Source organism: Exiguobacterium sp. Leaf187, assembly GCF_001423925.1.
Taxonomy (GTDB): domain Bacteria; phylum Bacillota; class Bacilli; order Exiguobacteriales; family Exiguobacteriaceae; genus Exiguobacterium_A; species Exiguobacterium_A indicum.
In genome coordinates, this window is the sequence record NZ_LMPR01000009.1 from 642,157 (window position 1) to 666,307 (window position 24,151).

35 protein-coding genes are annotated in these 24,151 nt (G+C 47.4%); 13 read left to right on the plus strand and 22 right to left on the minus strand.

The features are described 5' to 3' along the window. The first annotated feature begins 74 nt into the window (after window positions 1–74). The 3 genes from ASF99_RS07540 to ASF99_RS07545 all read left to right on the plus strand — a co-directional run bounded on the left by ASF99_RS07540 (window position 75) and on the right by ASF99_RS07545 (window position 887). A complete protein-coding gene (locus tag ASF99_RS07540; protein ID WP_050678012.1) occupies window positions 75–419 on the plus strand; it encodes a DUF2200 domain-containing protein in 345 nt (114 codons plus the stop codon). Between the two features lie 12 nt (window positions 420–431). Next, window positions 432–602: a hypothetical protein gene (locus ASF99_RS17240; protein WP_156357201.1), complete on the plus strand. Its 171-nt coding sequence runs from the start codon at window positions 432–434 to the stop codon at window positions 600–602. Between the two features lie 75 nt (window positions 603–677). Beyond that, window positions 678–887, plus strand: coding sequence for a hypothetical protein (locus tag ASF99_RS07545; protein ID WP_029341800.1), 210 nt, complete (start codon window positions 678–680; stop codon window positions 885–887). Window positions 888–946: 59 nt separating this feature from the next. Here the strand turns inward: ASF99_RS07545 and ASF99_RS07550 are convergent, their stop codons facing one another. The 4 genes from ASF99_RS07550 to ASF99_RS07565 all read right to left on the minus strand — a co-directional run bounded on the left by ASF99_RS07550 (window position 947) and on the right by ASF99_RS07565 (window position 3,894). Beyond that, window positions 947–1,489 carry an NADPH-dependent FMN reductase gene (locus tag ASF99_RS07550; RefSeq protein ID WP_050678013.1) on the minus strand — a complete coding sequence of 181 codons (543 nt, stop codon included), beginning with the start codon at window positions 1,487–1,489 and terminating at the stop codon, window positions 947–949. 54 nt (window positions 1,490–1,543) lie between these two features. Beyond that, the gene (locus ASF99_RS07555; protein WP_055968274.1) at window positions 1,544–2,527 is read right to left on the minus strand and encodes a ring-cleaving dioxygenase; all 984 of its coding nucleotides are present in this window, start codon (window positions 2,525–2,527) and stop codon (window positions 1,544–1,546) included. Between the two features lie 58 nt (window positions 2,528–2,585). After that, the gene (locus ASF99_RS07560; protein ID WP_055968276.1) at window positions 2,586–3,020 is read right to left on the minus strand and encodes a MarR family winged helix-turn-helix transcriptional regulator; all 435 of its coding nucleotides are present in this window, start codon (window positions 3,018–3,020) and stop codon (window positions 2,586–2,588) included. A gap of 193 nt (window positions 3,021–3,213) precedes the next feature. Next, window positions 3,214–3,894, minus strand: a complete 681-nt coding sequence (locus tag ASF99_RS07565; RefSeq protein WP_055968278.1) for an NAD(P)H-dependent oxidoreductase — start codon at window positions 3,892–3,894, stop codon at window positions 3,214–3,216. A 119-nt stretch (window positions 3,895–4,013) separates the two neighbouring features. Between ASF99_RS07565 and ASF99_RS07570 the strand changes: the two genes are divergently transcribed. Both ASF99_RS07570 and ASF99_RS07575 read left to right on the plus strand, forming a co-directional pair. After that, a complete protein-coding gene (locus tag ASF99_RS07570; protein WP_035397181.1) occupies window positions 4,014–4,385 on the plus strand; it encodes a winged helix-turn-helix transcriptional regulator in 372 nt (123 codons plus the stop codon). Then, the gene (locus ASF99_RS07575) at window positions 4,382–4,756 is read left to right on the plus strand and encodes a VOC family protein (protein WP_235515885.1); all 375 of its coding nucleotides are present in this window, start codon (window positions 4,382–4,384) and stop codon (window positions 4,754–4,756) included. The genes ASF99_RS07570 and ASF99_RS07575 overlap by 4 nt, the downstream gene beginning before the upstream one ends. Before the next feature lie 75 nt (window positions 4,757–4,831). Here ASF99_RS07575 and ASF99_RS07580 read toward each other — a convergent pair whose 3' ends face one another. Genes ASF99_RS07580 through ASF99_RS07590 form a run of 3 tightly spaced genes read right to left on the minus strand, consistent with a single transcriptional unit; the run spans window position 4,832 to window position 6,685 of the window. Then, window positions 4,832–5,479, minus strand: coding sequence for a Type 1 glutamine amidotransferase-like domain-containing protein (locus ASF99_RS07580; protein WP_055968280.1), 648 nt, complete (start codon window positions 5,477–5,479; stop codon window positions 4,832–4,834). A 25-nt stretch (window positions 5,480–5,504) separates the two neighbouring features. Beyond that, window positions 5,505–6,263 carry an aminoglycoside phosphotransferase family protein gene (locus ASF99_RS07585; RefSeq protein ID WP_055968283.1) on the minus strand — a complete coding sequence of 253 codons (759 nt, stop codon included), beginning with the start codon at window positions 6,261–6,263 and terminating at the stop codon, window positions 5,505–5,507. Continuing rightward, entirely contained in the window at window positions 6,260–6,685 is a 426-nt protein-coding gene (locus ASF99_RS07590) for an Lrp/AsnC family transcriptional regulator (RefSeq protein WP_050678021.1), read from the minus strand. The genes ASF99_RS07585 and ASF99_RS07590 overlap by 4 nt, the downstream gene beginning before the upstream one ends. A gap of 136 nt (window positions 6,686–6,821) precedes the next feature. Between ASF99_RS07590 and ASF99_RS17070 the strand changes: the two genes are divergently transcribed. Next, window positions 6,822–6,980, plus strand: coding sequence for a DUF1272 domain-containing protein (locus ASF99_RS17070; protein ID WP_082487080.1), 159 nt, complete (start codon window positions 6,822–6,824; stop codon window positions 6,978–6,980). Between the two features lie 35 nt (window positions 6,981–7,015). Here ASF99_RS17070 and ASF99_RS07595 read toward each other — a convergent pair whose 3' ends face one another. Together ASF99_RS07595 and ASF99_RS07600 are read right to left on the minus strand one after the other, a co-directional pair. Then, window positions 7,016–7,480 carry a DUF4188 domain-containing protein gene (locus tag ASF99_RS07595; protein WP_055968284.1) on the minus strand — a complete coding sequence of 155 codons (465 nt, stop codon included), beginning with the start codon at window positions 7,478–7,480 and terminating at the stop codon, window positions 7,016–7,018. Between the two features lies 1 nt (window position 7,481). Beyond that, window positions 7,482–8,018 carry a PadR family transcriptional regulator gene (locus ASF99_RS07600; RefSeq protein WP_055968286.1) on the minus strand — a complete coding sequence of 179 codons (537 nt, stop codon included), beginning with the start codon at window positions 8,016–8,018 and terminating at the stop codon, window positions 7,482–7,484. A 148-nt stretch (window positions 8,019–8,166) separates the two neighbouring features. Here ASF99_RS07600 and ASF99_RS07605 point away from each other — a divergent pair, with 148 nt between their 5' ends. Then, entirely contained in the window at window positions 8,167–8,439 is a 273-nt protein-coding gene (locus ASF99_RS07605; RefSeq protein WP_023468429.1) for a hypothetical protein, read from the plus strand. Between the two features lie 5 nt (window positions 8,440–8,444). On the opposite strand, the gene ASF99_RS07610 is transcribed toward ASF99_RS07605, so the two are convergent. Together ASF99_RS07610 and ASF99_RS07615 are read right to left on the minus strand one after the other, a co-directional pair. Beyond that, window positions 8,445–9,002, minus strand: a complete 558-nt coding sequence (locus ASF99_RS07610; protein ID WP_055968288.1) for a histidine phosphatase family protein — start codon at window positions 9,000–9,002, stop codon at window positions 8,445–8,447. Then, window positions 8,999–9,661: a Type 1 glutamine amidotransferase-like domain-containing protein gene (locus ASF99_RS07615; RefSeq protein WP_055968290.1), complete on the minus strand. Its 663-nt coding sequence runs from the start codon at window positions 9,659–9,661 to the stop codon at window positions 8,999–9,001. The genes ASF99_RS07610 and ASF99_RS07615 overlap by 4 nt, the downstream gene beginning before the upstream one ends. Window positions 9,662–9,823: 162 nt before the next feature. Here ASF99_RS07615 and ASF99_RS07620 point away from each other — a divergent pair, with 162 nt between their 5' ends. Together ASF99_RS07620 and ASF99_RS07625 are read left to right on the plus strand one after the other, a co-directional pair. Further along, the gene (locus ASF99_RS07620) at window positions 9,824–10,531 is read left to right on the plus strand and encodes a hypothetical protein (RefSeq protein WP_055968292.1); all 708 of its coding nucleotides are present in this window, start codon (window positions 9,824–9,826) and stop codon (window positions 10,529–10,531) included. A 10-nt stretch (window positions 10,532–10,541) separates the two neighbouring features. Continuing rightward, window positions 10,542–11,246: an AAA family ATPase gene (locus tag ASF99_RS07625; RefSeq protein ID WP_035397160.1), complete on the plus strand. Its 705-nt coding sequence runs from the start codon at window positions 10,542–10,544 to the stop codon at window positions 11,244–11,246. Window positions 11,247–11,325: 79 nt separating this feature from the next. Here ASF99_RS07625 and ASF99_RS07630 read toward each other — a convergent pair whose 3' ends face one another. The 3 genes from ASF99_RS07630 to ASF99_RS07640 form a co-directional block, all read right to left on the minus strand. After that, entirely contained in the window at window positions 11,326–11,715 is a 390-nt protein-coding gene (locus ASF99_RS07630; protein WP_235515886.1) for an SRPBCC family protein, read from the minus strand. A gap of 110 nt (window positions 11,716–11,825) precedes the next feature. Continuing rightward, window positions 11,826–12,044 (minus strand): hypothetical protein, encoded by a 219-nt coding sequence (locus ASF99_RS07635; RefSeq protein WP_023468435.1) that lies wholly within the window; start codon window positions 12,042–12,044, stop codon window positions 11,826–11,828. A 2-nt stretch (window positions 12,045–12,046) separates the two neighbouring features. Next, a complete protein-coding gene (locus ASF99_RS07640; protein ID WP_055968295.1) occupies window positions 12,047–13,327 on the minus strand; it encodes a right-handed parallel beta-helix repeat-containing protein in 1,281 nt (426 codons plus the stop codon). A 117-nt stretch (window positions 13,328–13,444) separates the two neighbouring features. Here ASF99_RS07640 and ASF99_RS07645 point away from each other — a divergent pair, with 117 nt between their 5' ends. After that, window positions 13,445–14,023, plus strand: a complete 579-nt coding sequence (locus ASF99_RS07645; RefSeq protein ID WP_035397151.1) for a hypothetical protein — start codon at window positions 13,445–13,447, stop codon at window positions 14,021–14,023. Window positions 14,024–14,059: 36 nt separating this feature from the next. Here the strand turns inward: ASF99_RS07645 and ASF99_RS07650 are convergent, their stop codons facing one another. Beyond that, window positions 14,060–14,674, minus strand: coding sequence for a histidine phosphatase family protein (locus ASF99_RS07650; RefSeq protein WP_055968296.1), 615 nt, complete (start codon window positions 14,672–14,674; stop codon window positions 14,060–14,062). A 144-nt stretch (window positions 14,675–14,818) separates the two neighbouring features. Between ASF99_RS07650 and ASF99_RS07655 the strand changes: the two genes are divergently transcribed. Next, window positions 14,819–15,694 (plus strand): alpha/beta hydrolase, encoded by an 876-nt coding sequence (locus ASF99_RS07655; RefSeq protein WP_055968298.1) that lies wholly within the window; start codon window positions 14,819–14,821, stop codon window positions 15,692–15,694. 274 nt (window positions 15,695–15,968) lie between these two features. On the opposite strand, the gene ASF99_RS07660 is transcribed toward ASF99_RS07655, so the two are convergent. The 4 genes from ASF99_RS07660 to ASF99_RS07675 are packed head-to-tail and all read right to left on the minus strand — an operon-like array spanning window position 15,969 to window position 18,181. Continuing rightward, on the minus strand, window positions 15,969–16,256 hold the full coding sequence (locus ASF99_RS07660; protein ID WP_055968300.1) for a hypothetical protein: 288 nt from the start codon (window positions 16,254–16,256) through the stop codon (window positions 15,969–15,971). Next, entirely contained in the window at window positions 16,232–16,654 is a 423-nt protein-coding gene (locus ASF99_RS07665) for a hypothetical protein (RefSeq protein WP_055968302.1), read from the minus strand. Before ASF99_RS07665 ends, ASF99_RS07660 begins: the two co-directional genes overlap by 25 nt. Before the next feature lie 20 nt (window positions 16,655–16,674). Further along, window positions 16,675–17,205 carry a nucleotidyltransferase family protein gene (locus ASF99_RS07670; RefSeq protein WP_035397146.1) on the minus strand — a complete coding sequence of 177 codons (531 nt, stop codon included), beginning with the start codon at window positions 17,203–17,205 and terminating at the stop codon, window positions 16,675–16,677. After that, entirely contained in the window at window positions 17,198–18,181 is a 984-nt protein-coding gene (locus tag ASF99_RS07675) for a quinone oxidoreductase family protein (protein ID WP_055968304.1), read from the minus strand. The genes ASF99_RS07670 and ASF99_RS07675 overlap by 8 nt, the downstream gene beginning before the upstream one ends. A 166-nt stretch (window positions 18,182–18,347) precedes the next feature. On the opposite strand from ASF99_RS07675, the gene ASF99_RS07680 reads away from it, so the two are divergent. Both ASF99_RS07680 and ASF99_RS07685 read left to right on the plus strand, forming a co-directional pair. Continuing rightward, a complete protein-coding gene (locus ASF99_RS07680) occupies window positions 18,348–18,935 on the plus strand; it encodes a hypothetical protein (RefSeq protein WP_023468443.1) in 588 nt (195 codons plus the stop codon). A 70-nt stretch (window positions 18,936–19,005) separates the two neighbouring features. Then, complete coding sequence (locus tag ASF99_RS07685) at window positions 19,006–22,239, plus strand: FtsX-like permease family protein (protein ID WP_055968306.1); 3,234 nt, start codon at window positions 19,006–19,008, stop codon at window positions 22,237–22,239. A 53-nt stretch (window positions 22,240–22,292) separates the two neighbouring features. Here ASF99_RS07685 and ASF99_RS07690 read toward each other — a convergent pair whose 3' ends face one another. From ASF99_RS07690 to ASF99_RS07700, 3 genes are all read right to left on the minus strand, one after another. Beyond that, entirely contained in the window at window positions 22,293–23,216 is a 924-nt protein-coding gene (locus ASF99_RS07690; protein WP_055968308.1) for a DMT family transporter, read from the minus strand. Between the two features lie 106 nt (window positions 23,217–23,322). After that, window positions 23,323–23,793, minus strand: coding sequence for a hypothetical protein (locus ASF99_RS07695; protein WP_023468446.1), 471 nt, complete (start codon window positions 23,791–23,793; stop codon window positions 23,323–23,325). 33 nt (window positions 23,794–23,826) lie between these two features. Continuing rightward, window positions 23,827–24,144: a hypothetical protein gene (locus tag ASF99_RS07700; protein WP_055968311.1), complete on the minus strand. Its 318-nt coding sequence runs from the start codon at window positions 24,142–24,144 to the stop codon at window positions 23,827–23,829. Window positions 24,145–24,151: the final 7 nt, after the last annotated feature.

Genomic DNA, 24,151 nt, shown 5'->3' on the forward strand with positions numbered 1-24,151 from the left:
GCACCTCCAAACCGACTTAAAATCCTTGACACAAGACCTTTTCCCATATGTTACCATGAAAGGAGGCGATTCAGATGAGTTACGAAAAAGTATTTCAAATGCCGATGCAGCAGCTGTATCAGGTATACCGTCAAAAAGTCGAGCGCAAGCAACGGACGCAAGACGAGCTTGATGACGTGCTGTTCTGGTTGACCGGACACACGCAATCAACTCTTGAACAAGCCATACAAACCCAAACTGTCGCAGCCTTTTTCGAGCACGCACCCGACCTGAACGAACGCCGATTTTTAGTCACTGGCGTCATCTGCGGGATTCGTGTGGAAAATCTAACGGATCCGCACATTCGTAACATCCGGATTCTCGACAAACTCGTCGATGAGTTGGCGAAAGGAAAAGCGTTAGCTAAAATCTTACGATAAGGAGGAATGCTGATGTCTACTTTACTCAGTACACTGGCGATCCTCGTCATGGTGACCAGTGTGACCTATTTCATCGTCTTTCAAGTCAAACGAAATAAAGGAACCCATCGTTCACCCGTCTATCGACTTGCTTTTAGTGGTCTGTTGGTCGGCTTGATGGTCAGTTATTTTTTGTTGACGTGAGTCGTGATTTTTAGTTTTTGATTTAAACAATAAAATCATTAATACAGTATTTGAAATAATGAAGGAGGTATACGATTGAAGATTCGAAAATGGATCCTTCCGCTTTTGCTACTCATCTGTCTTGCTTCACCGAATGCCGCAACAACATATGTGAAATGGACGGTCGCTCCGACGGGTCACTATCTCGAACGTCTTCAAGCGGCTGACATTCCTTATAAAGTCCGCCAACACACGCTTTACATTCAAGAAAAGGATCTGCGCCGCGTCACGTCGTGTTGTACATGACAACGATAGAAAACCCCCTCATTTCAGCGAAATGAGGGGGTTTTCTGATCAATCACGAATTAGCGAATCGTTTTTAATGCCGTTGCCCACGGAATGACTTGATCGAGCATCTGGTTGACCGATGTTTCTTGAACGGCTGCCGCTTTTAAGACCGATCCATTCTCGAAATCAGTGAACAAGGATAACGCTGGATGCACCCGGACATCGGCAATCAATAACTCACCGAGGATGCCACGCAAGTGTTCTGCCGCCCGAGCTCCACCGACAGAACCGTAAGAGACGATCCCTGCTGCTTTATTGTTCCATTCGACCCGTAGATAATCGAGCGCGTTCTTGAGTGACGCTGCGATTGAGTGGTTGTATTCCTGAACGATGAAGACGAATCCGTCTTGTGCTGCGACATCCTTCGACCAAGCAGCAGCACCCGACGCATCCCCATCCTTTTCACCTAGGAGCGGTAATTTGTAGTCCGCGATATCAAGAATCGTATAGTTCGCGTCACCTCGTTGATCAGCCAGTTGTTTGACCCAGTTCCCGACTTGTGGGCTGAGACGTCCTTCACGTGTTGACCCTAAGATGATGCCAATGTTTAATTTCTCCATCTTCATTTCCTCCTCTTATTTAGATGCGATTAGTTACGTTATCGTAGCGTTCTCTTAAAGGTATTCTTTTTCGATTTTCCGAGTGCTCCGGACCGTATCGATCGGACGGACCATTTGTTCGATCTGTTCTCGTTGCGGCTCGAGGAATGGTGGTAACGACAATTTCTCCCCGACCGTTTCGTACGGCTCGTCACCCATGAAACCAGGACCATCCGTTGCCCATTCGAACAAGACACCGCGCGCGACACGGGCATAGAGGGACTCGAAGAAGAAGCGATCGACGTAACCGGACGTGTTGAAGCGTAGTTGTTGCATCCACTCGATCCATTCCTGTAAGGCAGCCGTATCTTCAACGCGGAAAGCGACGTGGTGCACCGTTCCGAATCCTTGACGTCCGCTTGGTAGAACGACGTTGTGCTCAACGATGACTTGTGCGCCGTTTCCTCCTTCGCCCATCTCGAACAAGTGCAGGGAACCAGCTTGATCGACTTCTCGCATCAACATCGCTTGTTCGAGTACCGCTTTTAAATTGTCGAATTCCGCGATCCGGATGTGAATTGGACCGAGTCCCGTGATCGCGAACTCGAGAGGTACCGGACCATTTTGCCACGGTGTGCCGGAAGCGACACCTTGATTATGCTCGTCAGAAATCAACATGTATTGTTGCTCATCGAAATCGACGAACGAGAGCGTCTTCTTGCCGAATTGTTCTTTGATACCACGGTGCTTGACGTCGTATTTGTCAAAGCGTTTGATCCAGTATTCGAGTGCCGCATCCGTTGGGACACGGAACGCCGTCTTGAAGATTTCATTCGTTCCGTGTGATCCCTTTTGGATACCAGGGAAATCAAAGAATGTCATATCCGTGCCTGCAGATCCTTTATCATCGGCGAAGAATAAGTGATACGTCTGGATGTCATCCTGATTAACGGTCTTCTTGACCAATCGCATCCCTAGGACGTTCGTAAAGAAGTCATAGTTTTTCTCGGCACTGCTCGTAATCGCCGTCACGTGGTGGATTCCTTTTAGTTCATTCATGAAAAATCGCTCCTTTAATGGTTATTATCTCGAATTCGAGATATCAGTCTAAAAAATTTTATTGTTTTTTTGCTTGATAGCCGATCGTTTTGGCTGTCTCGATGAATGATTCGAGGTCTGACGGGGCTATTCCTTGAAATACTTGATTAATCGCTTGCTCGTGCTTTGGAAAAATAGCTTCCATCAGTTGGTGTCCTTCAGAGGTCAGTTCCGCAAATGTCACACGCCGATCCTCTGGACATGCTTTTCGGACAACGTAATTCTTCTTTTCGAGCTTATCGATGACATAGGTGATGCTACTGCTCGTGATCAAGACTTTTTTCCCAATCAATTGAATCGGTTGCCTGCCTCTGTGAAACAGCAACTCAAGAACCGAAAAATCCGTCGGGTTCAATCCCCATTGCGCAACATCCTTCTTGATGACTTCATGTAACGCATCGACTGCGCGCACCATGACCGTCAATGCTTTCAAGTTCGGATTCGGTGGAGTCATTTCGTTCACCTCTTTTGTATCTTTAATTCATATATCTTTAATTCGAGATAAATATACCATCCCGATTTTTGTTCGTCAACTGTTTTGACTACTATTTATATGAACTTGATGTGTAACAAACTAAAAAAACTGAGTCGAAGAAAAAATCGACTCAGATGCGATGAATCACATGGTTTTTAAAATAGCTTGAATGTTAGACCCATTCAACGAGATCAACGAGGGATTGGCGTGTTTGCGGATGCGCAGGTGCTGCATTTCGATAACCGAACGCGACCATGACGGCGACATTCAGATTATCCGTCAAGTGTCCTTCATCACGTAACAGCTGTTCGATAGCTTGTTGGTCGAACCCTTCGATTGGACACGAATCAATCCCGATTTGTGCCGCACTGGTCATCATGTTACCGAGCGCAATGTATGTTTGTTTTGCCGACCAATCCCGCATGGCACGCTTTGATGACACAAGATCGAAGTCGGATTCTTGGAACTGACGATAAAATGAATGACGACCTTTCTGTGCTTCAGGCGTTAATCCGATCACGTCCTGCATCATATGGTTGATGTAAGGCGCGTCAAAATGCATGTCCTGTTCATTTCGAGCCAAGAGGATGACGAAGTGGCTCGCTGTCTCAAGTTGTCCGGCAGCGCCCCACGCAAACGGTGCAAGCCGCGCACGAAGCGACTCATCCTGAATGACGAGAAAACGCCACGGTTCGTAGCCAAACGATGACGGGGAAAGACGTCCCGTTTCGAGGATGAAAGCAAAATCATCTTCCGGAATCTGTTTGTCCGCAAATCGTTTTGTCGCGTGACGGAAGGCGAATGCCTCGAGAATCTGTTGTTTTCGTAAATCGGTAGTCGTTTTAGTTAACATGTTATAGCCCCATTTCGTATGATAGTGACATCTGAAGTGTATGCCGCTTCCTAGCAAGCAACAAGTACGCACTTTGAAGTGACATACTATCAATCATGTAACTAAAGGAGACAATCCACATGCCAATCGAAGACAGTTGTGTGTTTCTAAATACCTATTCTTGCGCGACGGCAGCGACGGTCGAAGTGATCGGTGGAAAATGGAAAGCCATCTTACTCTATCAACTACTTGACGGTCCGCTTCGCTTTTCAGAACTGTTGAAGACCTCTGAATCCATCAGTCCGCGTATCTTGACCTTACAACTGCGAGAACTCGAGCACGATGGGCTGATCCATCGCGTGACATACGCAGAAGTGCCTCCTCGTGTCGAGTATTCGCTTACCCCGCTCGGTGAGACACTTCGTCCGCTCGTCCTGATGATGAAACAATGGGCGACCGATCATATGTCAAGCGTGCTCGAACATCGTGCTGCAGGAGAACTCGTTCGATGACGTTCTCACTATATGAAGCGCATCTACCGGTATCTGATTTACATCGATCGATTGAGTTTTACGAATCACTCGGATTAACCTTTGATCATACCGTTGACGATCGAATCGCATTTTTATGGATTGAACCCGGAAAAAGTTGGAATGGAGTTTGGATTAGCGAGCATACGAACACACCGTATCATCCTTCCATCCGAAACATCGCTTTAACTGTTGATATCGACTTTTTACGAAATGCTCCGGGTTGGCTGCGCGAGCGTCAAATCGAACCACGCGCTGCATTTGGATTTGGACCAGATGAGCCCTTCGTGATGACACATACGGATTACGCCATGCCAAACTGCATTTCAATGATCCGGATGGCAATAATCTAGAATTCATCTGTCACTTACCGAATCCGAAACGACTATCGAAGAAGATGACACTCCAAGAATTTGAGACGCTAACGTTCACTTAATGTAACGTCCATACAACGCATGCCCTTCTCCTACTCGATAGTGATCTGTCCCAGAAAGAATATATGCCGTATCATCAGGTAATCCAATGGCAGGTAATCCAATGGCGTGATCCATTTGAGGCAGGTGTTCCTGAAAACGGGTTGCCCGTTTTTCCTGGTTTAAATGCGGACAGAGACAACCGCTCAGCCATCCTTGCCCCATATCCAGACAATAGTCCGTTCCGTCCTCACTCGTACGGATCCCGTATTCCATCGCATAGATCGCTCCAGCACTGACACCGACGTACCACGTTCCACGCTTGATGGCTTGTTCAAGCAATACATCCATGCCTTTTACAGCAAAAGTCTTGACGAGTAACGGATAATTGCCACCACCGACATAAAGAATGTCGGCATTTTCTATTAGTCGTCGTTGCGTCGCCATGGATTGTTCGTCGTCAAACAGCGTGACGATCGAGACAATCGCTCCAATTGCTTCATATGTATCTCGAAATTGTTGTTGGTATAGCAATTCATCTCGACTTGCCGTCGGCAGGAAGACGATATGTGGTGCGTGTTTCGTCAGTTGAACGACATGCCAATTGATGAATTGATGAGACGGAGCAACCAGTTGACCGCCTCCGATTAGCATGAGGTTCATCTTTTTTCTCCTTTGCAGCGACTTTTTAGAAAAAGGAATACAGTCCGTGTTCGTAATAATCAAATTCTCGTGTAGTTAGTCGCTCAAAGCGATAGCCTTCATAAAAGGCATCGAGTGCTACCGGATCATCGATGATTGGACTGATGGCGAGAGCGATATCATACCGCCGATCGCCCGGTCTCATCGCTCCGACATCTATGAACGAGAGCTTTCCGTCCGTCGCGACCAACAGATTGTCTGTCGTACAGTCGCCATGAATCCAACTGGCAGTTATCGGCTCTGGACAGGAGGACTTTAGTTGTTTCAGTAAATCCATCGTGCCGGACGTCCAAACAGATGTGACATAACGTTCCGCTGTCACAAGTCGTTCCGTTAACCATTCCTGTGACGTTCCCCCTGTCGCTCGTTGATGAAAATGAAAAAGATATGTCCCGAATGCTTGCCACAGCTGGATCCGTCGCTCGCTTGTCGCCTGTCTTAAAGCTGTCGTCAACGTCATCCCGTCTCGCCACTGCATCAAGAGATGGCTTTGCTGTTCCGTCTTTAAAAAGCCGACGTACTCAGGTAGGAACCTCGGTTCTCGTTGCATCCATTCTTCTAAGACGATTGCTTCTTCTGCGAGCCATTCTTGGTATCTCGCTTCCGTAGCAGTCTTGAGTAAATATTTTCCTGTTTTCGTTTCAACCCGGTAGACCGTCGATGTTCCCCCTTGCTCACCGAGTTGTTCGATGTACTCGATATCCCCCGTCAGTTGTTCAATCCGTACGCGTGTCGCTTCCGTCATACCGTATATCCCGTGAACGGCACTGGCGTCGACAGCCGAATCCAGGTCGACGGTTTGCCGTAGACCGATGCATCATCGAGAAAACGTTCCAGTGTTGCAACGGACGCGGTTTGCAACTTGACCATGAAGTTATAGCTACCGGTCAGGCGGTGACACTCGACGACTTCTGGATGTCCTTTACAAAATTCAATCAAGCCTGCGCAGCGTGTCTCTTCGAACATGACGATCGCGAGTAACCCTTGCGCGAGTGCTTCTGGATTAATGACAGCGCGGAACCCTTCGATGATTCCCGCGTCCTCCATTTTTCGGACCCTTTCGATGACGGCAGGTGCCGATAATCCGATCTGACGTCCGAGTTCCGACCATGGAATCCGGGCATCGTCTTGCAGAATCCGGACAATCTGTTGATCAATTTGGTCCATTTTTCATCTTCCCTTCGAATTAAAACCACTTTCTTCAAATTAACATGGAATCAAAGGGAAATATAGCCTTTTTCTATGTTCTCCTACTGTGCTCATCAAAATGCTTTTCTTATACTAGTAACAGGAGGTGATACATATGGAATCAACCTGTGTCCGGTGCCAAGAAACGATTGAAACGACGGTCTATCAGTGCTCGCACGCTTGTACGTTTTGCGAACCATGTACGAAAACGCTCGATCATATTTGCCAAAACTGTGGGAAGATGCTCGAACCCGTCACGCCAGTCGCGACATAAAAAGACGGATGCCTCGGCACCCGTCTTTTGTCTATTTAGATCGTCTCTTGTGATTGCCGCTCGGCTAAGCGCCCTTTTGCTTGTTCTTGATGCGGCTTGATCGCCGACTCCCCGAGTGCTTTCGCTAGACCTCGTGTTGGAAGATTGACATACATCGACTCATAATTGCTGACTTCGAACGTCTCATGAAAGATCCCGACCGCTTCTGTTGTCCGTGCCTTCTGATTGAATCGTTTCCACGCCGTCAAATGACGGGAACCATGGGCATATGCCATCAATTCTTCCGTCGAACGCCAATACTGAATCAACGTCACGGAACGCCAACCGACAAGTGATTCATGCGAAATCAGACCGACATCGTTTGCATAACACTCTTGTAGCATCGGTCCCATCGCCTGGACCGTCGGCAACCATTGCCGGACGGAACGCAGACGATTGATCCGTAAACCGATGATGAACACGACGACGTCTTTGTTCGGAGTCGCAATGATCCGTTTCATATCAATTTCCTCCTTCAAGGGTCTCAAGGGAAGCGTCGCACCAGTCGAGTAACGCCCGTGTCTTCCGAATGCCATAATCAAGCGTCAATAACCAATAGACGGCATCATTCGAGTCAGGATAAGAACGAATCATCGCATCGATCGCTTGATACGTCTCAAGCCGTTCTTCGAGCAATCGCGCGTGCTCCTGAATTTTCTGCAAGGTGACCTCTTTTGAAGCATGTCGAGCGAAGTACAGCTTCAACAACAGGTCGTTCCGTTGCACGGGCAATTCGACGGACGGTTCAGCGACCCACCGTGCGAGCTCCGCATGCCCGTTTTCCGTCAGGGCGAATTGTTTCCGTTCCCCATCCGTGACCTCTTCAACGATCAACCCTTCCGCTTCTAACCGTTTCAGCGTTGGATAGACTTGTCCGAAGCTGATTTTCCAAAAGTGATTCAAGCTCGTATCGATCGTGTGTTTCATCTCATAACCAGACGTACATCCGCTTGCAAGAAGTCCGAGAATCGCATAACGGGTCATGTTTTCTTTTGGCATCGGTCCCTCCTATATCTAAAAGATACTATCTTTTAGATATAGTTCCCGTTCATTCAAATGCCAAACAGGAAATTTACTGGATGAAGCAGGAATTCTCGTTTTAAATTCGAATTCTTGTTTACATACTTAATTAAAAAGGAGTTCACATATGACATACGCTAAAGCTTCTCTCTTCTTTAGTTTGCTCGGTCTGCTCATCGCCTCTATGATTTTCCCACCGCTCAACTGGTCGTTCGGACCGAACTCGATGCTTACGATACCAATCGGACTTGTCATTTATCTGTTTGGAATCGGACTTGGGATCGTCGCCATCAAACGACGCGAATTGGGAATCCTCAAATACGTCAGTCTCGCCTGTGCCGTTCCGCTTGGTGTGTTATTACTGCTCTTTCTCGGTTTCATCTTCAGCGGACAGATTTAATCATTTTACAATAGTTGTTCATGAGACGTTTTCCCGCCTGCATCGAATGTCAGCTGATGGATTGCTGGACTCCCCATCGCGCCCAGCCATTCATTTGCCGGTCGTCCAGTGTAGTGTTCGAGCACTAACGCCAACACGAGACCATGCGTCGCGACGACCACTCGGTGGTGCGGGTGGGTTTTACGTAGCTGATCGATGACTGTTAGAGCACGATTACGTGCTATTTGATTCGACTCTCCACCTTTTTGCGCGTAATCGTCATTTTGGAATGATCGCTTCAACAGTTCTTCTAGCCGTTCAGGCGATAAACGTTCGTCTGTTTCCTGAAAACGCCGTTCCTGAAACGCTGCCTCGTAGATCGGCAAACCTCGTTGCTCAGCAAGTGGGCGAACGGAGTCCATCGCTCGTTGCATCGGACTCGAATAGATGGCGTCAATCGGTATCACTTCAAAGAACGCCACTAGTTCCTGTGCTTGTTCTTGACCTGCATCCCTTAATCCTCGTCCTCGATCACTACCTGTTTTGATTGATTCGCAATGGCGAATGAAATAGATCGTCCTCATCGCAACTGGACCCACGTTCCTTCAGAAATCACGTCTACGTTCGAACCGATGACACGGATCGCTGTCGCGTCATCGATTGCGTACGCCGGATTCGTTAATGTCTCAGCCCAAGACTTGGCAGCTTGTAAACGATTGTCTGGTAACTGCGGATGATCGAGATGCGGGAAGATTGAAAAATCAACGAGACCTAATGTTGCGTCCGATTGTTCCGGCGTCTTTTTCCACCCAACGAAATCTGTTCCGATTCGTGGCGTAAGCACCATGCTACCGGCGCTCATCCCGACATAAACACCGGTCAGTTGCGGTAATAGTCGATCGAAGCCCGATTCGACGAACCAGTGATGTAGAAAGAGTGGATCACCACCATTAACGAGAATGACATCCGCTTGTTCGACCGCTGGTTGCCAAATAGTTGGACCAATTACCGAGACCGCTGATAATTCCAACAGACCGACTGACTTCCATCCTAAATCGACCATCGGTGCCTCATCTTTTCCTTGAATGAAGTTGACAGCGAGGTCCGTTCCTCTGCCTAATGCGTAGGAAGCTGTCGTGATCGCGATGGCATGGCATTCTTCAATCGGTTTTCCAAGCATCTCACGTAACGCTTTATGAATCGATGGATTTTGTATCCCACCGGACGTTAATAAATAGTCCATCATCGTACCTCCTGTCCTTTGCTTCAATTTACAATATTTGTGCGTTTCTGGTATTCTTACTTTTATTAACAACTTACTTCATCAGGAACTTTTCTCCATTTTCTTTCGTATCAAAACATACAGGCTCATATTTTGACCAATTTTTGTGAACGGGAGGCACATATGTATTCGATTCCTAGCTACTTTACACTCTACTTAAGAATCATGATGACGGATAAGATTCCGGTCTTTTGGTCGTTGATTTTCCCGTTGATTCTCGCCTTTGTCTTCGGGTCACGCCTCGACTTCACCGAGAACAGTTTCCTCTCATTCCTCGCGCTCTTTTGGGGCTATATCTTGCTCTCGATTTACGTGAATGGCATCGGTCTCCAACTTGCCCGGATGCGGGAGCATGGTTTGATGAAGACGTATATCATGATTTCCGGTAGTAAGATTGGTTGTATTCTCGCACTCGTACTCGTTCAGCTCGTGTTTGCAGCCGTTAGTTTGTCGGTCTTTACGACGATCCTGATGCTTGTATTCGGCTTCTTCTCACCTTTGACGTTGTTACTCGCTTATCTCGTCTTGTTGCTCAGCATCCCGCTTGCTTTTGCAAGTATCGCCTTGACGATGCTTCCAGCAAAGATTTCGAGTATGTCGACATTAATCAACATCGTCATGTATCCCCTGTTCTTGTTTGCGAATAGCCAACCGGATCGTTGGTACAGTTACTTGAATCCTTTTTATGTCATGAAAACACTCGGTCTCGCCGTCTCTGAGCACGTTACGGGAGCATCGTTACTTATCTTGACCGTCGTACTCGTCGTTTATCTGTTACTTGGTCTATTCTCTGTCAAACGCTTTAATCTCATGTCATTACTGACCCGATAGGAGGATTCAGATGCACGTTCAACACGTACGCTTCAACTATCCGAAATCACCTGATCTGTTACACGATATATCTTTTTCGCTTGTTCCCGGGAAACTGAACGTCTTGATCGGGATGAACGGTGCCGGGAAAACGACACTGTTTGATTGCATGACTGGTGCCTTACCGATCACGTCCGGAGAACTGAACTTACCTGATATCTCGGACATACTCTATTTGACGCAATTCATCTATTACTCGGACGAACTAAAGGGTAAGGATGTCGCCGTCTTCGTCGGTCGGCTCGCTCGTTTGAAAGCATATCGCAAGCAAGAGACGTATACGCGTCATCTGAAACAGCCACGAGAGCTCGATTTATTCGCTCATCTGTGGGAGATGAAAATCGGTAAGATGTCCGCTGGCGAAAAGAAATGGTTGTTCGTCACCTTGTTGACGACAGTACCACGTTCACTCTACATCTTTGATGAGCCAACGAGCGGGGTCGACCCGGCAACACGGCTTCATATCATGCGACGCTTCGAGCAGATGACAGCAAACGGTCAAACGTGCCTCTTCTCGACCCATCAATTACACGATCTATTGCATACCGATGCCCATGTCATCTTTCTCCATCAAGGTCGTATTTTGTACGAAGGTGACTTCAAGGATTGGTTGAACCGATTCGAGACGACGGATCCGGACGTCGCGTTCGTTCAAATGTTGGAATTAGCAGGTTAATGGATTCTAAAAAAACCGTTCGGGATACTCGTATTTCCTAAGTGGAACACAAGTATCCTGAACGGTTTTTATTGCATGTTTATTTTTTCGACTCCGCATACGCCTTGAACCGATCAAGGATTGCCTGCCAACCCGCTTGTTGCATCTCAGGCGGGTTCATCGTTTCGGCATCAAATGATTCAACGACTTCGGTTTGTTCCCCGTTCCGAGAAAAGTCGATCGTCACCTGACGACCATCCTCAAGGACATACGCAATGCGCTCATAAGGAACGATCGCCTCATATGTACCCGTGAAATCAAAACCCATGCTACCGTCTTTTGCTTCCATTCGATTCGTGAATTGACCACCGACCGTCAAATCATTCGTTGACGCTGTCGTATGCCAATCGTCAGACGCTGCGTTCCAGCGTTTGATGTCTTCCGGTGCGTTCCAAATCTCCCACACGGTCTCGACCGGACGGTCAATCACGGCTTAAATCGTTAGTTTCGTCATCTTTCTTCCTCCTTACTAATTGAAGTTCCCTCCCTATTTCGAGGACGACTAAATGAATTCCTTGTTATTTTCGATTAATTCAAGTGTTAATTTGAACGCTTTGTTTTCCATACCATGAACAATAGAATCGCCGGAACGAGACAGATGATCGCATCGGTAACGGTCGGCAGGCGTAACGCCGGACTGGTTAAAAACCGAACGCCTTCCACTGTCCAGATCGTTAGCATACAGGCGGTCAACGCTGCAAGCCGCCAGCGTCTCGGAATCCGGATCCAGTAAGCGAGGAGTCGTTCCGATAACTTCATTCTCATTCCACCTTTCGGACCGCTTTCAAGAAGCTTTGTTCCGTTTTATAGGAGGCGTCGCGCCACATGAAACGTTTCGTATGCTTGAACGTATTTTTTTCAAACTGGTTGCCAGAACTCGTTTTGAAGTAGTGGGCGACACTTAACGAACCGTCGAATGTGTTCCCGATGATTTTGTTGTCATGGACATCATGCTGGACGAGCAATTGACCACCCTCGAGCCTTTTCGTATCATTCCCGATCAGCTGATTTTGCTCGATCCGGACGCGTTTTGTACCACCTCGCTTCGTATCATACCCACCGATTGAAATCCCGGTGTAAACATTTTGCCGTACATCATTCTGGCGGACGATGACATCTTCTGCGTACCGTCCGGCATGTTCACTCGTCACCTCAATTCCGATATCACTCGCTTCGACGAGATTCTTCTCGATCGTCAAATTTTTTCCACCATCGACATAGATACCGGCTGCGCTGTATTCCTTCCCGTAAGCAGGATTGCCGTAGCTTGACGTCCGGTAAACACGATTTTCTGACACGACGCCCTCACGGACGTAGTCGTCTTTCTTCGATCGAGCAATCCCTTCATGTCCAATCAAATCAATGCCGATGTTGTCGTTATCCCGTACGACGTTCTTCGTCACGTGGAAATGTTTGACGTTTCCGTTTAAGACGAGGGCTTCGCTGAAACCAAGACGATTTTGCTCGACTCGGTTACCGGTGATCGACAGGTGACGAATCGCTCCCGTTCCGTAGACAGCGATGCCGTGTGCATTCCCGTCCCTCGCGAGCGTCTTGATGTCGCGAACCGTATTATCCTTCAACGTGATGTGGGATCCTGATCCTGTGACCAAAATGCCGATCGGTGTCGCGTCCGTTCGTTTCGACTGAACGGCTTCGATCGTCAGTCCTTGGATTGTCACATATTTTCGATTTTTTACCTGAACGATCGGTAAAGTTGCATCCCGATCTTTAATGTTTTTCCCATTTAAGACGACTCGTTCTTGTTTATAATTCCGAAAGACGATTGGATGTTGTTTCGTTCCACTTTGTCTGACGTTCAGCGTCTCGTGATACGTTCCCTTTCGCAAGTAAACCGTCGTACCGGCAGTCGCTTTTTGTGTCGCTTGCCGGATTGTTTTAAACGGCTGTTTCAACGTACCGGTATTTTTATCACTGCCGTTCGGTGCGACGTATAACGATTTTGCCGTCGATTCGGCCTCTTCACCCGTCGAGGCACAACCGACGAGCAGGACGGTTGCTAATAACCATTTGCCTTTCATGATTTCCTCCTTTATTTAGCGAGAACATTGTTGGTATAATCTAGGTATCATTTCTAATTTTTTGAATATTTTAATTTTATCCCGATTCACTATGACTATGGAAAAGAGGAACACGTCATGAAATATGCGCTCTTATTCACCCTTCCCTTCTTGCTTGCTGGTTGCACAACGGAAGCAACCGTCCTTCCAAAAGAAACCGTCAAGATCAAGAAGTCTTCCTTTTCGATCACACCTTCTACCGCGAAGGACGAGTCGCAGCAACAGCAGACATTTTTCTTAACTGGTACACTCGATCGCCCCCTCCAGCTCAAAGCGATTCAATTTGACGATACAGAACCACCAGAGGTGCTGATCGACAAATCGATTCCTGCCGGTACATATGATCGCACGCCGTTCCAGTTGACGTATGATTTGAACCTACTCAACGATTCGCATGCCTTCACCTATTCGCTTGATGCGAAGAATGGTATCCCTGAGACGAAAACGGCCTATACCTTACCTCAAAACGTCCAGACTGACAGCGGTCAATTCAATGATCAAAAACAGACGAATGCTTCGTTCTATCCCTTACTCCTCAAACGCTATACGACAGGAGAATCGATCATCGGTCGCTCAATCGACACGATATCCTCTCCTCACCTAAAGGTCAGAAAACAAGAAGGCGCGATTTTGATCTATTTGGCGAAATCACGATAAGGAGAACGGCGGACCGAGAAAAAGTCCGCCGTTTTTTTAGTCCGCTATGACATGCGACATGTCTGCTTCTAATCGAATCACGGCTTCCCCATCCCTGTATTCGACGATCGTCAAACTCGTTCCATGAATGAACGGCGGATCCCATAAGGTCGCGAACGGCTTACGTTGAAGATATGTCAGCAAGATGTTAAGGAAGATGCCGTGGGTGACGATTAAGATGTTTTCGTCTTCTTCATGGTCTGCCAGTCGTTCCAAAAACGATAGAATGCGCTCCCGGACCGCGTCAAAGGATTCTCCACTCTCCGGTATGTACGTATGCGGCGTTTGCCAAAATGCAGCATGAGCAAGCGGGTGCGCGACTTCAATTTCCGCCGCCGTCCGCCCTTCCCAGGCCCCCATGTGCATTTCACGCAATCGATCGTCGATGGTGACCGGAATCGCTGGATCGAGATCCATCATTCGAACTGTTTCTCGGACGCGACCAATCGGGCTGATATAGAGGTGATCCAGATGAATTTCACGTAAGCGGTGACCAAGGTCCCGCGCATTTTGTCTGCCCTTTGCTGTCAGAGGAGAGTCTTCCCAGCCTTGCATTCGTTTTTCTAAGTTCCATTCCGTCTCGCCATGACGCGTAATGTAAAGTGTTGGCATCTGTTCCATCCTTTCGATTTCTAATTTCTTTCAAAAGTGTATCAAACTCTGGCTGCTTTTTCCTACGACTAGAGAAAACGAATCCAGAAGAGCAATTCACCAATCCGTTCGGTATGATGAAGATAGACCTAAAGGAGGAATTCGATGAATCGCCAAGAGATGATTGACCTTGCCAAACAAATCCGCTCAGATGAGGAACGTCCTCAAGTCACACCTCCGCATCCACCGCAAGCGACCACGACTACGCTACACGTGCCGACTTCAGTCGGAGATGTTCGAGTGTTGCGTCACTCACCGATTGATGCAGTAGAACCATTACCTGGATTCATCAGTTTCCATGGTGGTGGTTTCATCACCGGAACGCCAGAGATGGATGAACCATGGAATCTGTTTCTCGCTGAGACCGCCAACTGTCATGTTCTCAATATTGAGTATCCGTTAGCGCCGGAACATCCATTTCCTGTTCCGGTCCACGTCGCCTATGAAGTCGTTCAGTGGATTTTCCAACATGCTGATACGCTACGCCTCGATGCTTCACGCATCGCAATCGGAGGGCATAGTGCCGGTGGCAATCTCGCGACTGCCGTATCGTTATGGAACGCTGATCAGACAGATCCTGTGCCGCTCATCGCTCAAATTCTAGACTACCCTCCGCTTGATCTCGCGACGGATCCCGCGGATAAACCATTCTTTGAGGAAGCGATCCCAGCTGAACAGGCACGGCAGTTCAATGCGATGTACATCGCTCGTGCGGAAGACGCGTATCATCACCTCGCTTCGCCACTCTATGCGGCTCAACTCGATGCGTTACCACAGACTCTCGTCCTGACAGCGGAGCACGACTCGCTGGCGCAGGAGGCACGGCAGTATGCGAATCGCCTTCAGGCGGCAGGTGTCGTTGTTGAGCACCAGGAATTCGCTGGTCAAGCTCATGCCTTTACACACCACGGTGACTTAGACGTGGCGTTTCAGGCTTGGCACCGTATCGCGGATTACCTCAAGTCCGTCTATCGTTCGTAAGTATAAGAGGCTGACTCAAAAATTCGTTTCCATAAAGGTAAGGGTGGCAGAATGATGATCTGCCACCCTTACCTCGTAACAAAAAGAATGACGCGTTTCACGCAACTCCTACAGGAAAATACGCCTCTTTGCGCTGTCAGAGACAAATAAGATCTGCTTTCTTGCTTGAATAAGGCAGAAAAGCTCCTTGTGTCTCGCCTGAGGGAAGGGCGTGAACAGACGCGTCGTTCTTTTTTGGAGTCAGCCTCTTTGTCTATTCAGTCTGCTTAATTGTTTACTCAGTGAGAAGCGAGTCAATCGGACTTTCTGGTGATCGCTGAATCAACCGCATGGTTGTCTCTTCCGGTCGATCACTGACGATCCACATCACGTCTGTTCTATTTTGGTAGGCAAGATTGAGCTGTTTCCCTTGCTTTTGAACGTGTACCTTCAATCCGTTGATGGTACGTACCCGTTTTCCAAATCGTGCCGGAATCTGCTCACTTTTCAGTCGTGTCTCCATTACCGTATAATGACGATTCGTTACAAGTTGCGTCGTCATTTTTTCTTGTTTCCATCCCACGCTAGACTCCCTTCGATCGACTCGCCTTTCGTGGATTGATCTCGAATGAGATCCATCGAACTGCTTAACATCCAGTTCGACTTCTTTTCATAAATCATCAGCGAATCGTATCGTCCATCGATTACGCTTGCTAGCAGTAAATTATAGTCACCGAATCGCGCGTCCACTCGGAAATCGTCTTGCTTTAACGTATAGGTGGACTTGTCACTCAAGTCATATTTAAACTGATGTTCGGCCGTCTCTACAGCAGTCGGATAAGAGCCACTGTCGAACAAACTCGTACCATCAACGTGAATCTTTTCTTTCACCTCGACATTATTTTCCGGTGCGCACCCGCTGAGAAAAAGGAGTCCTAACATGAAAAGAGTGATCTGTTTTTTAGGTTTGATTCGTTTCATCGTTTAAGCTCCCTCTTATTTCATGTACATATATGTAGACCTGGGTCGTCTTGCCATCCTTTTTCGATCACACGTCGCTGAAAAATCGAATGACGCGCGGTACCGATTTGAAAAAGTGGCGTCGGTCGAATGATGCGATCAGCGAAATCGTTCGCACCATAAGGAAGATACAATTCGAAGTCTGGTCGTTTCGTCACTCCGATCGACGTGACGGTCTCGGGGAACTGTAAAATCGCATCCTTCGCGGACTTATATGGTGGTAATCCATTGATCAGATGCATGCGCGCTTGATTTTTAACGGACCACGGTATATCCGACAAGCGTCTTAGCTGCCCTTCATGACGCTTTTCCGTTACCTCCGAAAGATCGATAGGATCGAAATAAACGATATCGATATCCGGTCGTTCATATCGATTCTCCTCCCATACGATAGAGCGGACATATCCCGCGCACATCCACCAATCAGGTAATTCTAATGTTGCCACTAGCGTTAACATCTCTTGTAACTCAAGATCGTCTAGTAGTCGTTGATTAATCTCTTCTTCACTCAATCTCGTCTCCTCCGATTCGTAGGACGATTTTTCCTTGATACTGTCGAGATTCCATCAACCGATGCGCTTTTTGCACTTCCTCTAATGGGAACTCATGAATCATTGGCATCTTCAATTTATTTTCTTCAAACAACGTCAAGACATAGGATGCAGCAGTTCGAATACGTTCTGGATCCAGTTGACGTGTCGTGCCAAGACTAAATCCACGAATCGTCCGGCAACTCGCATGAACGTCTGTCGTCGAGAGTTCACCCGCTTCTCCACTACTATTACCGAATTGTACGAGTGTTCCGTAATACGCGAGACAGTCAAGACTTTTTCGTGTCACGTAACCCGCGACAGAGTCAAAGATAACATCCGCTCCCTTATCGACCGTCAATTCCTTCACTTTCTCAGAAAAATCATTATATGTAAAGACATTCTGAATACCAAGTGCACGAACATAAGGTATTTTATCAGCATGTCCAACAGTAGCAATCAATCGTGTCATTCCTTTTAATCGCGCCAATTGAATTAACATCGATCCGACACCTCCAGCGGCACTGTGGATGACGATTGTATCCTTCAGTTTCACTTGTGCGATCTGCGTCAACAATATCTCGCTTAAAATCGAAGTCAACATTCCTGCAGCAGCATCACGTAATGAAATCGTTTCAGGTAAACTGTAAACTAACCGTTCGTCGGCACGGACTACTTCCTTATATGATCCATCTAATACAAATGCCATGACTCGATCCCCTACTTTGATCGCGGAAGATGGATCCGCATCGACGACGATACCTGACACATCCACTCCGAGAACAAATGGAAAGGTTCCAGTCGCCTTGCCACCACGTCGTTGTTTGATATCCGTGAAATTGACTCCGGTCCATACCGCACGAATTAAGACTTCTCCAGATTGTCGAATCGGCATCACGACATCATCCATCTGTAGCACGTTTACATCACCGTATTGTTTTTGAATGACTGCTCTCATAATTCTTCCCCTTTCACTTCACTAAGGTTATTTTACCTTATTTTATCAATCGGGTAACCGTTTCCTTATTTTTACACTATTTTCTCCATTTAGCTTGTTTCCATTCCTTGTAAATAGTATATTTTATATAAATATTCTGACTATTCTATCAAAAAGGAGTGTTTTTATGCCACAAGCTCGTAAAGCGATTCCCCTAGTAATTACTTCTCTTGCCCTGATCGGTGGTGGCGGTTGGTATTGGTCATCCCATCAGGAGAAACCTATCAATGTCTCATCACAAACAAAATTAGCTGGTGTAAACGAGACGCAGGAGAATCGCATCTTAAACATTGACGAGTTGATGAAACAGGGACTCGTCAAGACATATCCGGGTGATCCTAAACTAAAAGCGAAGACATTCCGTGCCGAGGCACTTCTTTCCTCTCCGCCAAAAGAATTAAACCTGAAAGATAAACCAGGTTATCGTTATGTCACGATTCCGCTCGTCATGCATGACACGTCCGATAATTTCGGAGCTTACAGTGTCTATAAACCAAACTTATTCGTTCTCAATGATGGCAAAGGACACGAGTACGACGTCGTCGATTACGTCAATCATAATCCGAAGGCGTGGAAGAACAGTCATCAATATTATTCTCCACATCGCGCTCAAATCGATTTAGTCTATCAAGTACCAGAAGAAGCGAAGACGTTCGTCTTATTCGCTGCTTCCGATGCATTCCCGAAAACGCATACGATTAAAATCGAACTGTGATCCATTGCGCTTGCATGAATGTGCAAGCGTTTTTTACATAAGAATACGATGAGAAAGGATGTATGGTATCATGCTACGTTTCATCTGGAATTCGTGGTGGCGCAACAAGGAACGATTCATTTTATTACTCGTCGGCGTGCTCGTCGTCAGTACCGGTTTGAGTTATTTGATCGGGACGACACAAGCAAATAACGGAACAGTCGTCGACGAACTGCAAAAACGTTGGAAGTCTTCCTACGATATCGTCGTGCGTCCCCCAAATAGCCGAAGCGTGACGGAAGACCTCAAACTACTCGAACCGAACTATATGAGTAGTCTAGATGGTGGAATCACGATGAAGCAATATAAGACGATCCAAGATATCTCGGACGTCGAAGTCGCAGCTCCGATTGCGATGATTGGAAACCACTCTACAAATGCACCTGTTGGTACGCATCGGTTTGACGATTACGGTGTCTATAAGTTGACGATCACCGATAAACAGAATACCGGCTTGAACGTCGAAAAGTACTCTACCGTTAATTATCTCGCTGCCGGATGGACACCAGATGAAAATGCAACACGTTCCGGCGTCTCACCTGCTGTTCTGGGTGAAGATCCGTTATTAGAATTCGGAAGTGCGACGATGGTTGCCGGAATTGATCCCGAAGCAGAAGCCCGCTTGATCGGACTAGATAACGCGACGATCAGCGGAAAACATAGTCGCTACTTTGACAAACAAGACAAAGCAAACGTCGTCGATCCTGAACTCGGAACGGTTGAGATGCCTATTTTGATGAGCGAACGGGAATATGTCGATGCGTCACGGACGTATACGTATGAGAAAATAGACCTCCCGCTTATTAATGACTCGATACAAGAGACGATTCAAGATGTTACGAAGCGTGGTGGTGCAAAGTTTCTAAATACGCTACAGACGACTGACGATCCTGCAAAGACGTATTCAGTCACAACGCAGGACGTTCAAAAAACACTGCTAAAACAGATCATGACGGACTCGTTTCCTGAGCTGCCGTCAGGAAATTCCGAATGGCTGATCCTAAAGCCGTCACCGATTAGTTATCAGTCTATCTCTAGCCCCTTTGCGTCGCGCTGGCCGTTCAGTTACCAAGTTGAACCGAAGAAAGTCGATCCGGATTCGTTACTTGCGAAACGGACGATGTACCGGGAAGCACGCATGTTTGGGAAGACGAGTGATGATTGGCCAAGAGTTCGCTTAAACTACATCGGAGTCTTCAATCCGAAGAAATTGAATATATCGAAGGATCCCTTGACGGAACTACCGATGGAAACGTATTTCCCTGCAAAGGCGCAATGGGTCATGGATAAAAATGATCGTCCGGTTAACCCCGTCAAGGATGTCAAACCGACGAATGATCCGTATGACTTCCTGACGAAACCCCCTTCGATGTTGACGACGCTTGATGCCGCCTTCAAGATTCGCGGCGAAAAAGCAATCTCTGTCATTCGCGTCAATGTCAAAGGCGTCGATCAGATGAATGCAGCGAGTGAGCAAAAGCTCCAAGACGTCGCGAACGAAATTGAGGAGAAGACTGGTCTGATCACGGACATCACACTTGGTTCCTCTCCGCAGCTCGCTTTGACGTACTTACCAGGACTTGAAAAACAATCGGCCCTCGGTTGGGTCCAACAACCGTGGATCAAACTCGGTTCTTCAATGACGATTTTCCAAGAGGCGAAGGTCGGTATGTCTGGCGTCATCGCTAGCGTCATCGCGGTTGCGCTCGTCTATGTCTTTAGTTCAAATATCATTCTACTCTATGCACGCAAAAAGGAATTCGCGATTCTATTGTCTCTCGGCTGGCGTCCGCGTCAACTCTCGAAGTTGCTGTTCCTTGAAGCGACGCTACTCGGATCTCTCGTAGCGTTAATCGCTTGGTCGATTCTCGGTACGTTTTGGTTAACGACTGATCATCCGATCGCTTTAGGACGAATTCTGTTAATCGGTCTTGCTGGTCTACTCATTTACTGGGGTGGGACGCTCGTTCCGATGGCATTGATTCGTAGAATCAAACCATATGAGAGCATGCGATCCGGTGAAGTCTCACGTTCGCGACGATTCGTTCGGTCACAATCGATTCTTGGTATGAGCATGAACCAACTCTTTACGTACTGGCAACGAACAATCCTTTCGATTATCGCCATCGCCTTGCCGACGAGTCTGTTCATCTTCTTCCTCTTCGTGACATTCCGCTTAAAAGGGGTGCTCTATGCGACGTGGCTTGGTGAATATGTCGCCTTAGAAGTCGGCACGATGCATTATGTCGCGATGGGTGTTGCCCTATTGATCGCCATCTTGACGACGACGGAAATTCTTTGGCAAAACGTCAATGAACGTCGCAGTCAACTCGCTGTCTTAAAAGCGACAGGGTGGCAAGACGGGTTGATTCGACGCCTCGTCTTATTAGAAGGTTTGCTGACAGGGTTACTAGCTGGAATCGTCGGACTTCTCTTTGCGCTAGTGATGATTTGGCAAGTATACCGCCAATTCCCGACGACGGAACTCGGTTTCTTGTCTGCAACGATTCTAATTCCACTGTTGACAGGGATCATCGGTGCAATTTTACCAGCACAGCGCGCTGTCCGTATCGTTCCGAATGCTGCAATCAGCAGCGTCAATGCTAACTCAAAAGAAACCGAACGACGCTTTAAACTTGCTCTCTCATCTATCGGAGCCGTGTTATTCGTCGGTGTCCTTTCCCTCTTCCTGTTTGCAACGAATGAACAACCTGCCAAACAGAAGTCTGTTGCGAAAGCTCCAAAAGTCATCACGACGGGAAGCAAAATTTCCGATGGTCTTACGGGTGCAAAGCGACAGCTCGAGACGACGAAAAAAGAATCATCCGGTGTCATCGAAGAGACGATGGCAAAAGGAACGATTAAGACGTTCCCAGGAGATCCGGCTGTTAAAGATACAAGTTTCTGGATCGGAAAATTGTTGAAGCAACCGCCTGCTTCCCTGAAACTAAAAGAGAAAGAGGGGTATCAGTACATCACTGTTCCGACGTTTTATCAAGATCTCTACTATCGAGATGCTGGGGAAGAAAGTTACTATTTCCCGAATCGTTTCCAAGTGACGGGAGTCAGTGGTGTCTATGAACCGATCGATTATGAAAACAAAAATGAAAAAACATGGAAACAGGGTATGAAGTATGTTGCACCGGGTCGGTCACATGTGAACCTTGTCTATCAAGTACCTGCAGATGAGACAGAATTCGTCATGTTCGTCTCAGGGGATATTTTCGCAAAGACGATTACCGTTAAAATTGATTTAAAGAAATGACCGAAGACAGCTCGTTCTCAACGTATGCCACCATACGTTCGAACGAGCTGTTTTTAAATGCGTATCAACACAATACCGCTAAGCATGACAAGTAGACTGACGATTTGCACACCTGTGACCGGTTGTTTCTTTGCACCGAACCAGCCGAAACGGTCAATCAATAGGCTGCCGGTCAGAAGACCGATCGTGACAATGACGACAGCGAGTCCTGTACCAACGAGCGGAACGATGAAGGCATTACCGGCAACGAACAATGCACCGATCAACCCACCGATCCAAATCCAGGCAGGTAAGGGTTGAGACCGATCGATGTGCCATTTCGTTCGGAGGATCAGATTCAGCAATAACAAGGTGATCGTACCGATGACGAACGAGATCAAGGCGCCTTTGACGGCTGACCCGAGAACACTTCCGAGATGACCATTGATCGCCGTCTGGGCAGCACTCATCATACCGGTTAGAATTCCGAGCAGACGCCAGACAAGCACCGAGTTTTCTGATGATGCCACCTGTTGTTTCCGCCGTCGGGCGAAATAGTCACCAAGCGCGACCGTCCCGACGACACCGAGTAACACAAGCACTGCACCGATGACTCGTGTCAGTGAGAGTGAGGTGACCGTTGACTCAAACAATCCGAAATGATCGATCAACAGTCCCATGATGACCTGACCGAAAATCGGCATGATGACCGTTTGGACGCCTCCGAGTCGCGGAAACAACAAGATGTTCCCGGTCAAATAGATGACGCCGAGCAGTCCCCCACCCCAAATCCAGAACGGTTCATCGGCAGTAGCCGTGAGACCTGTGAGATTCCCATCGACGACCAACACGAGAATCAGTAAGAAGAGTGAGCCGATCGAAAAGGAAATCAGCGAAGCAAGGAACGGCGACCCCACGACGCCCCGCAGTCGTGTATTGACACTCGTTTGAACCGGTACGAGCAGACCGATCATAAATCCAATGATGATAGCAAGCATACGAGGACCTCCTTCTTCATGTGCCCCTTCATCATACGGCAGTCGAACACGCTGAAGCGACCGGAATGCTCAAAAAAGGAGCCGGTTCATCGACCGGCTCCACGAATTAGATCTTTTTCCACGACTTCGGATACGTCCTTAACTCCTTCTTCGTCGGATGCTCAGCATCAAGACGTTTTCCGTTTCGTTCAAGCAACATATCGGATACGAGCAAAACAATCGCAAGGACGACATAGACGGCAAAACTGAGGAAGAATGGCAAGTCGAATACGATGATCAGTGGGAAAAATAATCCCATTAAGATCACGAACAAAAAATCAGTCACATACTGCCATTGAATGATTTTTTTCATCTGTGGTTTTACCGTTAATGCCATATCACGTTCGACTTCTTGCGAGTGAATCCGCGCAATCCAGACCAATGCTACAAGTAAAAAGAACAATGGCCAGTACACGTCGCGATTGGCGACGACTAATAAGATACTGACGCCGTACAGCAACGAGCTGTACAAACGTGGTTTGACGAGTTGACGCTTTTCTTCTTGAATGAACGCGATGCGTTCGGCTTTCGTTTTCATCTATATTCCCCCAAACGGATGTAACATCTACTATTAATTCGATCGAACCGTCCGAGATCGACCGATGTACTCTACTTTATTTTGAAGTACACGATACATCCGGTATTCTCCCGTCGGTGCCGACTTCAGCTGAACGGCAATCTGATGACGTCGTGATTTCGATGATTCCGACGCTACGAAGTACGGTTTGACCGATGCAATATCATCGCGTCCGAACTGCTTCGTCACGTGTCGAACGACTTGTACTTCAACAATCTGTTCATAGGTCGCATCCCGTTCATCCGCAATCATCCACCAACCGACACCGCTAATTACTACGAGTAATAGAATCGCCCCGATCGTTTTTCGCATTTCGATC

Coding starts and splice junctions, on each gene's coding strand:
- ASF99_RS07540 (WP_050678012.1), top strand. CDS start 75: ATGAGTTACGAAAAAGTATTTCAAATGCCGATGCAGCAGCTGTATCAG.
- ASF99_RS17240 (WP_156357201.1), top strand. CDS start 432: ATGTCTACTTTACTCAGTACACTGGCGATCCTCGTCATGGTGACCAGT.
- ASF99_RS07550 (WP_050678013.1), bottom strand. CDS start 1,489: ATGGAGAAATTAAACATTGGCATCATCTTAGGGTCAACACGTGAAGGA.
- ASF99_RS07555 (WP_055968274.1), bottom strand. CDS start 2,527: ATGAATGAACTAAAAGGAATCCACCACGTGACGGCGATTACGAGCAGT.
- ASF99_RS07560 (WP_055968276.1), bottom strand. CDS start 3,020: ATGACTCCACCGAATCCGAACTTGAAAGCATTGACGGTCATGGTGCGC.
- ASF99_RS07565 (WP_055968278.1), bottom strand. CDS start 3,894: ATGTTAACTAAAACGACTACCGATTTACGAAAACAACAGATTCTCGAG.
- ASF99_RS07570 (WP_035397181.1), top strand. CDS start 4,014: ATGCCAATCGAAGACAGTTGTGTGTTTCTAAATACCTATTCTTGCGCG.
- ASF99_RS07575 (WP_235515885.1), top strand. CDS start 4,382: ATGACGTTCTCACTATATGAAGCGCATCTACCGGTATCTGATTTACAT.
- ASF99_RS07580 (WP_055968280.1), bottom strand. CDS start 5,479: ATGAACCTCATGCTAATCGGAGGCGGTCAACTGGTTGCTCCGTCTCAT.
- ASF99_RS07585 (WP_055968283.1), bottom strand. CDS start 6,263: ATGACGGAAGCGACACGCGTACGGATTGAACAACTGACGGGGGATATC.
- ASF99_RS07590 (WP_050678021.1), bottom strand. CDS start 6,685: ATGGACCAAATTGATCAACAGATTGTCCGGATTCTGCAAGACGATGCC.
- ASF99_RS17070 (WP_082487080.1), top strand. CDS start 6,822: ATGGAATCAACCTGTGTCCGGTGCCAAGAAACGATTGAAACGACGGTC.
- ASF99_RS07595 (WP_055968284.1), bottom strand. CDS start 7,480: ATGAAACGGATCATTGCGACTCCGAACAAAGACGTCGTCGTGTTCATC.
- ASF99_RS07600 (WP_055968286.1), bottom strand. CDS start 8,018: ATGCCAAAAGAAAACATGACCCGTTATGCGATTCTCGGACTTCTTGCA.
- ASF99_RS07605 (WP_023468429.1), top strand. CDS start 8,167: ATGACATACGCTAAAGCTTCTCTCTTCTTTAGTTTGCTCGGTCTGCTC.
- ASF99_RS07610 (WP_055968288.1), bottom strand. CDS start 9,002: ATGAGGACGATCTATTTCATTCGCCATTGCGAATCAATCAAAACAGGT.
- ASF99_RS07615 (WP_055968290.1), bottom strand. CDS start 9,661: ATGGACTATTTATTAACGTCCGGTGGGATACAAAATCCATCGATTCAT.
- ASF99_RS07620 (WP_055968292.1), top strand. CDS start 9,824: ATGTATTCGATTCCTAGCTACTTTACACTCTACTTAAGAATCATGATG.
- ASF99_RS07625 (WP_035397160.1), top strand. CDS start 10,542: ATGCACGTTCAACACGTACGCTTCAACTATCCGAAATCACCTGATCTG.
- ASF99_RS07635 (WP_023468435.1), bottom strand. CDS start 12,044: ATGAAGTTATCGGAACGACTCCTCGCTTACTGGATCCGGATTCCGAGA.
- ASF99_RS07640 (WP_055968295.1), bottom strand. CDS start 13,327: ATGAAAGGCAAATGGTTATTAGCAACCGTCCTGCTCGTCGGTTGTGCC.
- ASF99_RS07645 (WP_035397151.1), top strand. CDS start 13,445: ATGAAATATGCGCTCTTATTCACCCTTCCCTTCTTGCTTGCTGGTTGC.
- ASF99_RS07650 (WP_055968296.1), bottom strand. CDS start 14,674: ATGCCAACACTTTACATTACGCGTCATGGCGAGACGGAATGGAACTTA.
- ASF99_RS07655 (WP_055968298.1), top strand. CDS start 14,819: ATGAATCGCCAAGAGATGATTGACCTTGCCAAACAAATCCGCTCAGAT.
- ASF99_RS07665 (WP_055968302.1), bottom strand. CDS start 16,654: ATGAAACGAATCAAACCTAAAAAACAGATCACTCTTTTCATGTTAGGA.
- ASF99_RS07675 (WP_055968304.1), bottom strand. CDS start 18,181: ATGAGAGCAGTCATTCAAAAACAATACGGTGATGTAAACGTGCTACAG.
- ASF99_RS07680 (WP_023468443.1), top strand. CDS start 18,348: ATGCCACAAGCTCGTAAAGCGATTCCCCTAGTAATTACTTCTCTTGCC.
- ASF99_RS07685 (WP_055968306.1), top strand. CDS start 19,006: ATGCTACGTTTCATCTGGAATTCGTGGTGGCGCAACAAGGAACGATTC.
- ASF99_RS07690 (WP_055968308.1), bottom strand. CDS start 23,216: ATGCTTGCTATCATCATTGGATTTATGATCGGTCTGCTCGTACCGGTT.
- ASF99_RS07695 (WP_023468446.1), bottom strand. CDS start 23,793: ATGAAAACGAAAGCCGAACGCATCGCGTTCATTCAAGAAGAAAAGCGT.
- ASF99_RS07700 (WP_055968311.1), bottom strand. CDS start 24,144: ATGCGAAAAACGATCGGGGCGATTCTATTACTCGTAGTAATTAGCGGT.